Raw genomic sequence first — 14,585 nt, 5'->3', positions numbered from 1 at the left:
CCTGAGGCTTCGTCTGCGGAGAAATCGCTTTCGACAGAAGAATTACAGCTTAAACATGCGGGTCTGGCTTTGTGAGCTGATAATGGCCGAGTCAGATTCACTGATGAAATCGACAGAAACATCCAGGTCGCTGCAGATCGTTTCCATCATGGTCTGCAGTTCCAGAATGTCGAGCGTTTTCGGTACGGCCACCTTGATCATCATTTCAAAGGACTGCCCATCTGAAGAACTGGTGGCAGACAGGTCCATGATATCCACGCCATCCTGTCCCAGCTGCGATGAGATCCGCCTTAATATTCCGGGGTGGTTTGTGCCCGCGATAGCCAGCAGATACTTGATACAATCTTCCGGAGGCAGCATGGATGGCACATCCACATCCGGGTCCTTGATGGAGACATCCACATTGAATGCGTTACAGATCCCTTCAATATGTTCCTGGATCAGGGTCGGGTCGCGCTCTTCGGGGAAGTCAGCGGCAATCACGATATTGAAAAAGTTCTGGATCACCGCAATGCTGGCTTCGTGCAGGTTCGCACCCAGCTCATCGAGCGCTGTGGTGACCGCAGCCATGATACCGACACGGTTCGCGGACAAGAGAGAGATTATATAACGTTTCATACCAGACTCCGGTTCTGTCGAGATAGACATTATGATCTCGATGCGCATAGTTCCTGAATCGAGAGGGAAGGTGTATTGTAGCGAATTGGGGTTTAAAAATGCGATAAGGAAACGAAAATAATCTGAAAGTCAGCCTTGGAGATCTCCTGTCGGAATGAGGAGGCTTTTGTACTATCATTGGTTTCAAAATTGCTGTAAGTTGTTGTCTGGCAATAGCTCCGATCGGGTACCTGATCGTGCCTTTCCTGCGGTAATTTCATTTTGGGAACTGGTTTATGGTTCGCCTGGTATCACTCTGCATTATCTTCTGTCTGATCCTGTTTCTGGGAGTGACTTTCTTCAAGGTGATCATGCCATTTCTCCTGCCGCTGTTTCTGGCAGGGATCGTGGCCATGATCAGTCAGCCGCTGCTCAATTATTTCGTCAAACGCACCAAAGGCCACGTACGGATCGCCGCTGGCATCACCACCACGCTCATTGTGTCCGCCATTCTGGTTCCCCTCTGTGTGGGGATCTTTCTCGGGTCGCTGCAGCTGTTTACCACGGTCGTTAATATCCTGGATGAAGCGAACTGGAACAAAACGGTCCAGGCCGTCCGCGAAAAAGTGGAAGTCAGCAACGTCAAACTGCACCAGTTTGTAGATTGGTCGAACGAGTATCTGGGAAAAGTGGATGAAAGCCAGGGCACGAAAAGCGGTTCTCAGAAAGCGGAACTCACGGATGAATTCATTCGTAAAAACCTGCAGGCCACACTGGTTCCGATTGCCAAACGCTCCCTCGGCTTTGCCGCTTCTACCGTGGGCATGCTGGGCAGTATCTTTTCCGCGCTGGTCGCCTGGATCATGTTTATCATCGCCCTGTATTACTTCCTGGCGGACGGATATGTCCTGATAGAATCGACACAATCCCTGATCCCCGTGCACCTGGATTACCAGAAACGGTTGATCGATCAATTTCAGAAAGTCGTTCGAGCTGTTGTGCTTGCGACGTTTCTGGCAGCCATCGGACAGGGACTGACGACCGCGATTGCCCTGTACCTGGTCGGCTTCGAGCATTTCATTATCTTCCTGATCCTGGCCACCATCACCTCCATGGTGCCGCTGTTGGGATCGTGGCTGATCTGGGGGCCCTGTGCAGGCTGGCTCCTCTATCAGGGACACTGGGGAGCGGCGATTTTTCTGATCCTGGTAGGTACGCTGGTTGTAGGCACGATGGACAACATTATCCGCACCTACGTTCTGCAGAGCGATGCCAAGCTGCATCCCCTGCTCGCCTTTGTCAGCGTGCTGGGCGGACTGCAGATGATGGGACTCTGGGGAGTCTTCATCGGACCGATTGTCGCCTCCTGTCTGCATGCCCTGGTACAGATCTTCAATACCGAACTTCGCGCCTTTTCCAAGGAGAAGTTTCACACGGACGGCTTACTGGATCTGGTGCCGGATGACGAGAAGGCGAAAGAGACTACGGATGGAGAAGAAAGTCAGTCGATCCCAGAATCTCAATCAGAAGCAGACCCATCCCAGGCAGAACAGCCGGCTGCTTCCCCGAAACAGGAAGACGAATCTCCCCCATCGAATGACACCCCCCCGAACAAAGATCAGAGCCAGGGGACTTCCGAATCGGATTAGTGGCTCGTACTCAGGGTGAAGATCGGCAGCAGCATCGACAGGGCGATAAAACCGATGATGGAACCCATGCAGACGACCATCAGTGGTTCGATCAGGGTCGTGGCAGATTTAATCGCGACTTTTACGTCACGGTCAAAATAGTCGCTCAGTTTATTGAGTACCATTCCCAGGCGGCCCGTTGATTCCCCGGAGGCGATCATCTGCTGCATGGTCGGCGGAAACAGTGTCTTGCCTTCCAGCGCTTCATGGATCTGTTTCCCGGTCGTCACCTGTTCGCTGATCTCATCCCAGCTCTGTTTGAAGTAGACATTATCGGAAACGCCGGCACTCAGTTCGATTGCTTCCAGCATCGGCACACCCGCATTGATGGTCGTCGCCAGCGTACGAATACTGCGGCTGATGGCCAGTTTTTTCAACATCGAGCCAAAGACCGGCATGCGGATCAGGCACCAGTCGAAAGTTGCCTTGCCCCACGGCTGCCGACGCATGTAGTAGAAAAAGCCACCCACGGCTGCCAGAAACAGCAGGATCAGATACCAGTAGGAGGTGATTGCCGTAGAGACAACGATCATGATTTTGGTCGGTGTAGGAACCGCGGCACCCCGCGCGGCGAACATCGGCATCAGCTTGGGAAAGACGTAGGTCAGCAGAAAAATACAGATGCCAATACACATTACCAGCATGACAGCAGGATAAATCAGGGCCCCTTTGACCTGCTGGATGGTTTCCTGTTCCTCTTCTGCCTGCTGGGCAATGCGGTTCAGCATCTGGGGCATCGTACCGCTGGCTTCGCTGGCCTTGATCAGGTTGACATAGGTCTTATCGAACAGCCGCGGAAATTCCGCCATTGCTGTCGAGAGATCACTCCCCGCTTCGACTTCTTTCTGAATACAGGTCAGAATTTCCGCCAGTGTTTCATTTTCAATCTGTTTCGCGATGCCTTCCAGAGCGGTCGCCACGGGCACACCAGCGTCGATCATGATCGCCATCTGGTTCGTGAAATAGATCACGTCTTTGCGGGAGACCCGTTTTTTGCGGGTCGCTGCCCGACCGTTCTGGGACTTCTCATCCGATTCTTCCAGGGAGAGCAGATACAGGCCTTCCTGGCGCAGCTTGGCAACAGCGTCCTCTCTGGTCTCTGCAACCAGTTCGCCGGTCTGATTCTGCCCTGTGGTATTGCGTGCGATATAGGTGAATTGCATGGTTTTGCCTGTCCCTCAAGGATCCCGTTATGTCAGTAATCCATGAGAATATTCTTTGCTGGGCGCGTCTCCCTTCAGCTCCTGCAGGTGTTCGTCCACGACGTCGGCTTCGACTTTCCCGTTTAAGAGCAGCTCTTTCAACGCCTGTTCCATGGTCTGCATTCCCACACGACGGTTGGTGGAAATGATGCCTGGAATCAGGTGCGACGTCGACTCGCGAATACTGGTCTGAATCGCCCGATTCATGAGCATGATCTCCAGCGCAGCCACACGACCGCTGGACAGCGCCGCTGGCAATAAACGCTGTGTGATGACGGCTTTAAGTGATTCTGCCAGGTGACTTCGCACCTGGGATTGTTCTTCCGGGGGAAAGACTTCGACCAGTCGATCCACAACTCCCGCGGCACTGGAAACGTGTAGTGATGCCAGCACCAGGTGGCCGGTTTCCGCGGCCTGCAGCGCGACACGAATTGTATCCAGGTCACGCAACTCGCCAATCAGAATCACATCCGGATCCTGCCGGAGCACATGTTTCAGTCCCGAGGTGAACCCGGGACAGTCTTCGCCGATTTCTCGCTGCTCGATCAGAGATTTTCCGTGCTGGAACTGATATTCAATCGGATCTTCGAGCGTAATGATATGCTTTGAATCCCGCTGGTTAATGGCATCCACCATCGCGGCCAGCGTGGTCGACTTCCCCGAACCTGTCTGCCCGGTGACCAGGATCAGACCGGTTTTCATGCGGGTCAGCTCTTCCACTACCGGCGGAAGTTCCAGGCTGCTCAGCGTGGAGACATCGTTGGAGAACCGGCGGATGGCAGCCGCCAGTGAGCCGCGCTGAACGTGGATATTAAAACGAAAACGACCCAGGCGTGGAATCGTGATTGCAAAGTCGACGTCCTTCTGTTTATCCAGGACCTCTTTCTGTTTTTCTTTCAGGACCTGATCACACAGATCACGAATCGTTTCCGGATTCAGCGGTTCCAGGGCCGTGGTTCGCAGCTGACCATCAATACGGAACATCGGCGGTGCATCGGTCACCAGCAGAATGTCCGAAGCATCACTGTCCACAGCGGCGTGTAACAGATCGTTCATTTCCATCGGGGATTTTCTCTCTCTATGCAATCTGATTCAGTGAATTTGATCACCGGATCAGAGCAGGTTTTTTGGGAATCCACCCTTCATCACTGACTTTGATGGCCTCTTCCACCGTCGTCAGTCCTTCCTGGGCTTTCCGCATCGCGTCATATCGCAGGGGGATCATGCCGTTGTTTTGCGCATATTCTTTGACTGCAGCCACCGTGGGATCAGACGAAATAATTTCCCGCAGCTGATCATCGATGGTCAGGATTTCATGCACGCCGATTCGTCCGCTGAACCCAGTATTGCGGCAACGCTTGCAGCCTTTGTTTTTATAAAATTCGTTCGGTTCCAGACCGACCCGCTCGACCGCCATCTGCATGGCTTTCGGAAGTTCGTAAGGTGTTTTACACTTTGGACATAGCTTACGACAGAGTCGTTGGGCCAGGGCCATGTTGACCGCCGCCGCAATCAGATAATCGTCGACGCCCATGTTGATCAGTCGGGTGATCGCGGAAATCGCATCGTTGGTGTGCAGCGTACTGAAAACCAGGTGACCGGTCAGTGCCGCCTGGATGGCGATTTTCCCTGTTTCCTGGTCGCGGATTTCGCCCACCATGACCACGTCCGGGTCTTGTCGCAGCAGGCTCCGCAGAATCGTCGCGAATGAAAGTCCGATTTTCTCATTCACCTGGAACTGGTTGATAATCGGCAGCTGGTATTCGATCGGATCTTCGACCGTACAGACATTTTTCTCAATGGAGCTGACCGCATTCAGAGCCGCATACAGCGTGGTACTCTTACCACTACCGGTGGGGCCGGTGACCAGGATAATCCCGTTCGGCTTTTCCAGCTGTTCGGTGAAATTTTCCAGGACTTCGGAACTGAAGCCCAGTTGTTCCAGCGAAATATTAACACTGCGGTTATCCAGAATACGGATAACCACTTTCTCGCCGGTCGGCATCGGGAGCGTACTCACACGCAGGTCGATCGGTCGACCTTCCATCAGTACGTGGATGCGCCCATCCTGCGGGAGGCGGCGTTCACTGATATCGAGGCTCGCCATGATCTTGATACGCGAGGAAACCGCGGGCGCCAGGTGCACAGGCGGCTCGAGTGCTTGATGCAGCACCCCATCCACACGATAACGGACTCGCAGCTGTTGTTCGTTGGGCTCGATATGAATATCGCTGGCACCTTCGCGAACCGCATTGTAAATAATGTAATTGACCAGTTTGATGATCGGACTCTGTCCGGCGAATTCCGCATCAAAGCCGATATCGTCGATCGACTCTTCGATGAGTTCGACGTTGGTGCCATTCGCATCATCGATGATGTCGTCGATCACGAACACGTTCGTGTTCGGCATGTAGGTCTGCACCATCTTCCGAATTTCACGGGCACTGGCAGCGACGATCTGAATCTCAGACTTCGTCAGATCGCGAAGCTGGTCGACCAGAAAGACGTTGGTCGGTTCTGCGACCGCGACGGTCAGCACGTTGCGGACTTTGAACAGCGGCAGGACCGTATGTTTTTCGACGAATTCGCGCGGCAGCACGTCGAAGATTTTCGAGTCGAACATGCGGCTGTCGAGCTGCACATACGGAATCCGGTATTCCAGGGCCAGGCATTCCAGCACCTGCTCTTCGGTACAATATTCGTTGTTGACCAGTAGCTCACCCAGCAGTTGACTGCCGTCACCCTGTGACTGTTCTTCCAGCGCGGAGTCCAACTGTTCTGCGGTGATATACTCTTTGAAGATGAGCAGATCACCGAGCCGCATTTTAGGTTGTAACAGGGAATTGGTATTCATAACAGGTTCTTAAATCTTTATTGAAAGCTGGAAACGGCTTCGATGACAGAATCGAACAGATCAATTCGCTGATCGAGACGCGTCATTTCCAGAATTTTTTTGCCAGGCTCTTCCAGACCGCTGATCTTGAGGTTCCCCCCGTGTTCCCGAGTCAGATCCTGCAGATCAAGCAGTGCGGTCAGCCCCGCGCTGTCCAGTAGATCGCTGCGATCCATCTGCAGTACGACCTGGTAATGCTGTTCATTGATGGCTTCCGAGAGCGCAGTGACGAAATCACCGGAGGTATCATCCGTCAGCTCGTCCGGCGTGTGTGCCACCAGAACGTTGCCAAATATTTCCGTTGTGATCTGCATGCTTAACTCGCCTGTGTACCCGGTTTTCTGGTTGTATTCGAATCGAGTCCGACCACCTGGTTCCGGCCGCCTTCTTTGGCCTTGTAGAGATATTCATCAGCCGCCCGCACCAGATCTTTGGTATTGGTCGCAGGATGACGGTATTCGGTGACGCCGAAGCTGGCCGTGACCTGCAACTGCTGGCCTTCGAATAGAATCGGACAGTTTTCCAGGGTCTCGCGTAAATCTTCCGCGATCTGGCGGGCCTGAGAGTATTCATGATCCAGCAGCACGCCGATGAATTCTTCACCGCCATAACGGGCCAGCACCGCATTCTCCGGCATGACCGTTTTCCAGATCCGCGCGACCTCTTTGAGCACAAAGTCTCCCGCCTGATGCCCGTAGGTATCGTTAAAGGATTTAAAGTGATCGATGTCGCTCATGATGATACTGAGGTTGGTCGATTGTGCTTCGGCATTTTTGACCAGCTCGTGCAGTTTTTCCTGGAACGTGGCATGGTTATACAGACCGGTCAGACCGTCTCGACTGGCCATTTCTTCAATGCGTTTGAACAACTGGGAATTCTTGATTCCCAACGCGTAAATATTGGACAGAATGTAAATCAGGCGGCCAATGGTCGGCGATTCCACGTCTATTTTATCGATGATCAACAGGCCGATCAGTTCGGATCCCACCGTCAGCGGTGCGATCGCGTCCGGCATCTGGGCATCCTCTTCGATGATCCGCTTGAGGCGATAATCCTGGTCGGCGTCGTTCCGCATCACGATCTGCCGGTGTTCAATTACCCAGGCAGCGACCCCATGGTTCGCAGCCGGTCGGTAATCTAGTTGATCGCGGGCCCGCGCTGGCAGTGCATTTTTCAGCGTCCGCGATTTAGTATCCCAGAGGTAAATCTGACACGATTCACACTGCAGCGACGCTTTGGCGGTACTGATCACAGTCGGGATCAGAGATTCGTTGGACTGATTGGTGGAAATTCGACGACCGATGTCCTGCAGGGTCAACAGCAACAGTGGATAGTTGACGCCACTCTCGGCAGACGTGTTGTCTTTACTTTCACTGGTCTGCTTTTCTTTGAGCTCTGCAATCGTGGATTTCGAAGCATCCGCTATGGACTGCTTCTGAGTTTCATACAACTGACGGACCAGCTCATCATTCTGCTGATGCAACTGGGAGAGTTTGCGGCGTAATTTTCCCATGTAAAGATCAATCAGCATGACCAGCCCGATCAGGACGGCAGCGCTCATGATACTCAGGGGATAGGTGCTTCTGACTTCCTCCAGATCCGGCCGAAAGAAGATTTCGGCAAAGCAGGAACTGACGGAGATGACGGTGATCGTCCAGTAACAGACCCGCGGTGAAGAGACCGCTGCCAGCACCGTGGGAGGGGCCAGCAGCAGCAGCGGGGCAATTCCCAGTGGCCAGTTCATGTACGCACCCAGAAAAACCGCCAGGGGGCACAGACAGACTACCAGCAGGGAATAAGACCAGAACTGGATGGCAGTATAATAGTTTCGCATGGGACAGAGTTTCAATTAACTGAAATTGAGCGACTAACCAATGGTGTCCTGTGTCAGTTGCAGACACTCCTGGACCTGGTTTAACAGTTTTTTGGGGCTGAACGGCTTGATCATCACGTTTGTAATTTTCAGATTCTGCATGTATTCATCATGGTCGAATTCGAAACCTTTTCCGGTCAGTAACGTCAATGGTATCGAGCGGGTTGGTTCGAATTCACGAATTTTTTCGCAGAGCTCCAGTCCATTCATGCGGGGCATCTGCAGATCGGTAATGATCATTTCAGGAGCCCGCTCCTGAACCTGTTCCCAGCAGGCATAACCGTCGGGGAAACTGACGACTTCCAAACCTGCTTTTTTGAGCTTCATACTGATGGCACGCACAATGTGCGAGTCGTCATCACAAACATAGACCAGATGATTCATCATTGCACTCCTTGTTTCATAACATCTGCTGACGGGGAATCAGACTTCACTCACCAGCCGTTATACAGTCACCGGCGATGCCAGTGCTTTCTTTTTCTTGTGATCTTTATGACCCAGGGGGATTGTGACCGTAAAACAGGTGCCTTCATTCACGACGGACTGCACGGAAATCGAACCGTTGTGCACATTGGTCACAATGAAATGTACCAGGGCCAGCCCCAGTCCGGTGCCGGCAGCGGACCGGTTATTTTCCGGGACGCGATAGAACCGGTCAAAAATATGAGGCAGCGAGTTTTCCGGGATGCCCATTCCGGTATCACGGACTTCTATCACAGCTGTATTATCTTCCATTCGGCTCCGCAGCCGCACTTCATGACCGTGCGGCGTGTACTTCACGGCATTAGACAGCAGATTGATAATCGCCTGCCCCAGCATGTCTTTATCGACATACACGGGCAGATACAGCTCACTTAATTCAGCGGTAAATGTAATGTCTTTTTCAGTCGCATTGGGTGAAATCACATCGGACGCGGACTTGAGAATGTCATTCAGTTCGCAATCGTGCCGCTTGATCTCCACGACACCACTCTCGATGCGTGCCAGATTCAGCATGCTGTTCACCAGCCGCGTCAGACGGTCAATCTGTTCGTTGATAAAGCCGTACAGCTCTTCTGCTTCGTCCGGTTCGCAGTCACCGTCCAGCAGCATCTCGACATAGGCTTTGATGCCGGCCATCGGAGTTTTCAGTTCGTGTGCCACCGAAGACACAAACTCCGCGTGACGTTCTTTTTCATTGTTTTCTTCACCGATGTTTTCGACCACGATTACAGTACCCAGCAGCGCCTGATTTTCATCAAACAGGTTCGTGGCAATGGCCCGGAAGTGAGAATCGAAGTCCAGCCCGGTTAAAGCAAATTCGCAGCGGCGACTGGAAGTCGCGTCTTTTCGCTCAATGGTTTTCTTCAGCAGGCCCGCAATTTCCGGAATCACCACCTCGTTCCTGAGCGCCTTGCTCAGTGCCAGGCTCGAATCGCTGGTATCCAGGTTTCGATCCGCTTCGGGAATCAGAAACGGTGTAGCAGCCTGATTGGAATACTCCAGCGCATGTTGTGCGTCGAATACGAGCACCCCGGTCGGCAGATGATTCAGCACCGATTCCATCAGGGTCTCTTTTTTTGCCAGGGAATTCAGACGTGCCTTGAGCATTGTCTTAACCTGGGTGGTCGATACAAGTTCGGTATCTGATTCTTCAATCTTCTGGATGGCTTCCGCAAGCAGATTTCCGAAGAAATTCTTCCGTTTCAGTTCCGTGCGCAGCAACTCAGGGTTCCGCAGACAGGCACTGATCTGATTGCGATCTTTCTGAATGGATTTCACCAGCCAGGCCCAGCCGACGAGTGACGCAGTCAACGAGGCTGCCAGGGCCAGCATGGGAGAAGCTATCTGACTGGTTACCAGCAGGTTATCCGCGCAACTCATGAAGAGCAGCAGCATGACCAGGAACCAGTATTTGCCATAACTTTTCATTGCCGAACACTTTCTCAGCAGATTCACAATCCTGCTGAAAATGAAATACCCTTTTCGAATCCAGAACGGAGTACCCGTTTGAGGGAACTCCACAAATAGAAGTGATCTTAAATCACCACCTTAAATCTAGGTCACGAAATCGGGGTTGTCCAATTGCAGCACAGAGTTTGCGCTTGGCAAATGAATCTTGTGTAAAAACACGCAGTGCAGGTAATTACCTGATGGCAGTCTCACTGGCAGGGAGCAGGGCCGCGACTTCCAGCAGCGTGGGATCAGCGGGCCATTTTTTGCGGGCTGTAGCGATTATCGATTTTGCATCGACCGTCTGCCCTCGATTTATTGCGCACAATCCGCGCAATACTTCTACATGGAGTAACTGGTGTTGATGGGCAGCAGATATCTCATCAAACAGCTGTTGCGCCTTTTCCAGGTCACCCAGCCGCAGCGCAGTGTCGCCAAACGCGATTTTTTCAGACAGCGACAGCAGCTCTGCATCTGCTGCCTGGCAGAGGGAGAACTGTTCAAACGCATCCTGGTACTTTCCGGCATGATACAGACAGCGGGCGCGATGTTTACGCCAGACATGGTTCTCGGGCAGGTGATTGACTACCATCGCATAATAAATGCTCGCTTCGGACCACTGCTGGTTCACTTCACAAACACGGCCGAGTGCGATCGGCAGTCGTTTACTTCCCGGAGTGGTATGCAGTGCCCGCAACAGGACTTGATGTGCCTGTTCGGTGCGGCCCGTCTGTTCGTAAAACGCGGCCAGCTTCAGGGCGAAATCCTCGTTATGCGGTTTTAAGTTGATCGCCCGTCTCAAACAGGCAATCCCTTCCTGCGTCTGGCCGGCCTGAAAAAACAGGGTCCCGATCGCACTCTGCTTATCCGCGTCATGCGGGCTCGCCGCACGGATGGCCCGTAGCGACTGCAGAAACTGATCGCGATCTCCCATGTCATAGGAGAGCTGGGCTTCGATTTCAAACGTCCCGATGTGTCCCGGATCGATTTCCCGCGCCGTCGCCAGCAGAGATTTTGCCTGCTGCAGTTCGCCCTGGGAATAATGCTGCAATGCCCGTTCGACGAGTTCATTGGCCCGCTGATTAAAAGGCGAGGTCCGCTGGTTTCGCGGTGTGGTTTCCGCTGTCTGTTCTGGTGCCTCTGTTTGTTTTTCTTCTCCGGACTTGTGTGCCAGAGTCGAAACAGGCAATGCGTGGCAGCCACAGCAGGTCAGCCAGACGGCGCAACACGCAACAGAACTGAACTTCCGGACCATGCTCAGGGCACCTCCTCCACAGCCGGTACCGGCATCTCGGGAGCAGTCAGCGGAGGCAGACCGATCAGCTGACGGTTGCGGTTGATCAGCGCGTCTTCGATGTATTTCTTCAACTGAATGACTTCGATGTTGTTCTTATCCAGGCGGGCAGCAATCTTGATATGTTCTTTGGCCTTGGGCAGGTTTCCAATGCGCAGGTACTTCTTGGCCAGCTTGACATGCATCTGCACAATCCGCACCTGGTTGATCGGCAGGAAGCTCTTTTTGAAGTTTTGGATCCGCTCAGTACCTTCATAGCGTTCCGCTTGTCCTTCGGCATTAGCCTGTTCCGGATGGACGATCCGCGGCGTGATCAGCACGATCAGCTCGGAACGTGTGGTGATTTCACGTTGCTGACGAAACGCATTCCCAATCACAGGAATCGCCCCGAGCAGGGGAACCTGGTTCCGGGTATCGGAAACATTTTCTTCAATCAGTCCCCCGATGACCACCGTGTTGCCATCGCGGACCATGACGTTCGTGGTGACTTCGGTCGTCTTCAGGTCGGGCAGATTCGTCGAGGAGTTAATCGTCGCCGAACTGCGTTCGGGGTGGATTTCCATCCGAATCTGGCCATCGGGTGTAATAAACGGTCGCAGGTTGAGCACAATCCCCGAGTCCAGGAAGTTCACGTTCTGAATCGAGGTATTGCCGTTCTGGGTTACCGTGGAATAGCTGATCCGGTCCCCGATGATCAACTCGGCTTTCTGTTTGTTCAGCGCCCGCAGCTGGGGAGAAGCGATCAGGTTGGTTTCGGCAACATCTTCCAGGGCTTCAATAAAACCACTGATATCGCCGTGCAGGAAGCCGTATTTCAGCCCTGCCAGATTCGCGACAAACTGACCGGTCGGCGGGACAATCGACGAACTTCCCGAGCCCGGAAAACCGCTGGACGCGTTCAATGTCTGACCGTTGCCGTCCACAACCAGGTTCTTGTTATTCCCACCGAGCATGGCGAAGTTGACGCCGAAACGCATGTCATCGTTGAGGGTGACATTCAGAATCATCGCTTCGATCACGACCTGCAGCGGCGGAACATCCATCTTCTCCAGCAGGCGATCGACTTCTTCCAGGATCTCCGGATAATCGCGCACCAGAATCGAATCGTTTTGCGCAAACGAGTCACCGCCGGCACTCGTTTCATCGGGAGAAATCCCGACTTCACTGGGAGTGGTCAGCGAGACGATCCCGACATTCTCCGTGAGGATCGGTGTAATCAGCTGCTGTAACTCTTTGGCACTGATGTAGAACGGAGTATACAGTTTCGTGACGACCTTCCGGCTGGATTTTTTCTTCTGTTCCAGCTGGGCCTGCGTCATCACATAGACGAAGTCCCCTTCTTTTTCCGAGGTCAGGTCGCGCGAACGCAGAATCGCGTCCAGCGCCTGCATGGGCGTGACATTCTTCAGGTTTGCGGTAACGGTCCCTGCTACACTCTGGCCCGCCAGGATGTTCATGCCCGACAGTTCTCCGATCATGTCCAGTACCTGCATGATGTCGGCGTCCTGGATCTGCAGGGAAAACGTTTCACCGGCACCTTTGCCGGCTCCCTTGTCGGGGCTGACTTTCAGCACCGGCTGTTTTTTCTCTTTGAGTTCCGCAGGTGCGCTGGTTTCACTTGCAGCAGGAGCCTGGGGGGGCACCGGCGCGTTTTCTTTTGTCTGCGAGCTGGTATCCGCTTTGCCCTGCAGGCCATCCAGTTTGCGCTCCAGATCGCGCAGCTGGTTCATCTGCTGCATCTGTTGTAACAGTTTGGTCGCCTGTTCCAGCCGGTCCGTGTTCTGTGCCAGTTCCATTTTGGACTGCTGTTGTGCCTGCAATTGCAGATTGGTCAATCGGTCCACCTGCCGGGTCAGACTGGCCAGACGCAGTTCCATTTTCTTCGCAGCCGGATCGACGGGCTCGGGTCGTTCTTCCTCAGCCAGCTGAAACTGAATCGCAGGGGCGCGCGCGGCTGAAGTCTGTGGCCCTGTCGATATTTCAATGCCCGGATCAACGAGGGTCCGTGTCCGGACGGGACGGGTTACCGTCGAAGCGGTCTTCACTTCCGGTTGCGCAGGGACCGCATGCATGTGCGGGGCGGCTTGTGTCTGCACGCTGCGCGCCACCGTTTTAATATCGGGCTGCTGTGCAACAGGTTGTTCGGTAACCGGCTCTGCAGCAACAGGTTGGGCTTGTGGCGCCTGAGCAGACTCCTGCAGATTCAGCGGCGCGGGAACGCGCGCAGACTGTGCCCGGTGATGGGGTGAGATAAACAGGGACTCGGGCGTTTTGACATCCGTCATGGCTGCGATCAACAGCAGCGAAAGACCTGTCAGGGTTGCCCAGAAAGCCGGTATAAAAAATTGTCGTTTCATGTTTCGACCATCATCCGTGATCGTTCGAATCAGTTATGAATCAGCCTGTGATGCGAACCGTCTGATTATTCAAATTTAATAAATGCCGAAGGATCGTTTTGGATTTTTAATTCAAATGTCTGCTCACCCTGTCGCAAAATCACACTCCGGTCAGCGACCCGTTCCAGGACATAAGACACGTTGTCGAACTGGAGCGTCTTACCTTCGTAATACAGTTTTTTATTGATCATGGCCGCTTTGCGGTATTTACCGATGATCGTGGTGGTCAGGACAATCTCATCCGGCAGAGTCTTGATTTCCGGTTCCTTTTTCTCTGCCACCGGCTCTGTATCGACAGGCTCCTCGGCGAACAGGATGGGGGGGGAGAACTGATCCCGATTGACCTCGAAAGGATTTTTCTGAACGGCCCCCATCTGGACAGATTGAACCAGCGGATCCGTATGCATCAGCGAGTCAAACTGTTCCCAGGAGTGCAGTGTGGTTTCTTTAGAGTCCGTCTGGGTGAAACTCATTTCCGTTTCCACCGGGGGACGTTGTGGGATCGGAGCAGGATTGACTTTCGCAGGAGTGAGCTGCGGTGCGGTACTGCCGCGCATTGCTCGATACAGGGGGGGAATCCAGAAGTACAGACCCACCAGCAGCAACAGCCCCAACACCAGGGTCTTCTGCCAGCTGACTTTCAAATCATGTACTAGTTGTTGGCTGAACGATTTCACGAGTGGTTCACCACATCTGGAAAAGATGGCACG

At 53.4% G+C, this 14,585-nt stretch carries 12 protein-coding genes; 1 reads left to right on the top strand and 11 read right to left on the bottom strand.

Features of this window, described 5'->3' with window-relative positions; genetic code table 11:
- Positions 1-42: 42 nt before the first annotated feature.
- Entirely contained in the window at positions 43-618 is a 576-nt protein-coding gene (locus tag Enr10x_RS29760) for a glycine cleavage system protein R (protein ID WP_197996316.1), read from the bottom strand.
- A gap of 275 nt (positions 619-893) precedes the next feature.
- On the opposite strand from Enr10x_RS29760, the gene Enr10x_RS29755 reads away from it, so the two are divergent.
- Entirely contained in the window at positions 894-2,246 is a 1,353-nt protein-coding gene (locus Enr10x_RS29755; protein ID WP_145116058.1) for an AI-2E family transporter, read from the top strand.
- Here the strand turns inward: Enr10x_RS29755 and Enr10x_RS29750 are convergent.
- From Enr10x_RS29750 to Enr10x_RS29705, 10 genes are all read right to left on the bottom strand, one after another.
- Positions 2,243-3,448: a type II secretion system F family protein gene (locus Enr10x_RS29750; protein WP_145116056.1), complete on the bottom strand. Its 1,206-nt coding sequence runs from the start codon at positions 3,446-3,448 to the stop codon at positions 2,243-2,245. The two genes, Enr10x_RS29755 and Enr10x_RS29750, sit on opposite strands and share 4 nt — an antisense overlap.
- Positions 3,449-3,475: 27 nt before the next feature.
- On the bottom strand, positions 3,476-4,549 hold the full coding sequence (locus tag Enr10x_RS29745; RefSeq protein ID WP_145116054.1) for a type IV pilus twitching motility protein PilT: 1,074 nt from the start codon (positions 4,547-4,549) through the stop codon (positions 3,476-3,478).
- A 43-nt stretch (positions 4,550-4,592) separates the two neighbouring features.
- Positions 4,593-6,341, bottom strand: a complete 1,749-nt coding sequence (locus tag Enr10x_RS29740; RefSeq protein ID WP_145116052.1) for a GspE/PulE family protein — start codon at positions 6,339-6,341, stop codon at positions 4,593-4,595.
- Between the two features lie 17 nt (positions 6,342-6,358).
- Positions 6,359-6,694, bottom strand: coding sequence for an STAS domain-containing protein (locus tag Enr10x_RS29735; protein ID WP_145116050.1), 336 nt, complete (start codon positions 6,692-6,694; stop codon positions 6,359-6,361).
- A gap of 2 nt (positions 6,695-6,696) precedes the next feature.
- Positions 6,697-8,214 (bottom strand): GGDEF domain-containing protein, encoded by a 1,518-nt coding sequence (locus tag Enr10x_RS29730; RefSeq protein WP_145452578.1) that lies wholly within the window; start codon positions 8,212-8,214, stop codon positions 6,697-6,699.
- 33 nt (positions 8,215-8,247) lie between these two features.
- Positions 8,248-8,640: a response regulator gene (locus Enr10x_RS29725; protein WP_145116047.1), complete on the bottom strand. Its 393-nt coding sequence runs from the start codon at positions 8,638-8,640 to the stop codon at positions 8,248-8,250.
- A gap of 57 nt (positions 8,641-8,697) precedes the next feature.
- Positions 8,698-10,164: a sensor histidine kinase gene (locus Enr10x_RS29720; RefSeq protein ID WP_145452577.1), complete on the bottom strand. Its 1,467-nt coding sequence runs from the start codon at positions 10,162-10,164 to the stop codon at positions 8,698-8,700.
- A gap of 214 nt (positions 10,165-10,378) precedes the next feature.
- Positions 10,379-11,440 carry a tetratricopeptide repeat protein gene (locus Enr10x_RS29715; protein WP_145452576.1) on the bottom strand — a complete coding sequence of 354 codons (1,062 nt, stop codon included), beginning with the start codon at positions 11,438-11,440 and terminating at the stop codon, positions 10,379-10,381.
- A 2-nt stretch (positions 11,441-11,442) separates the two neighbouring features.
- A complete protein-coding gene (locus Enr10x_RS29710) occupies positions 11,443-13,836 on the bottom strand; it encodes a hypothetical protein (protein WP_145452575.1) in 2,394 nt (797 codons plus the stop codon).
- Positions 13,837-13,901: 65 nt separating this feature from the next.
- Entirely contained in the window at positions 13,902-14,552 is a 651-nt protein-coding gene (locus tag Enr10x_RS29705) for a hypothetical protein (protein WP_145452574.1), read from the bottom strand.
- Between the last annotated feature and the right edge of the window lie 33 nt (positions 14,553-14,585).

It is taken from the genome of Gimesia panareensis (assembly GCF_007748155.1).
Taxonomy (GTDB): domain Bacteria; phylum Planctomycetota; class Planctomycetia; order Planctomycetales; family Planctomycetaceae; genus Gimesia; species Gimesia panareensis.
The sequence above is the reverse complement of the archived record's forward strand: the minus strand, read 5'-3'. Positions and strand labels throughout refer to the sequence as shown.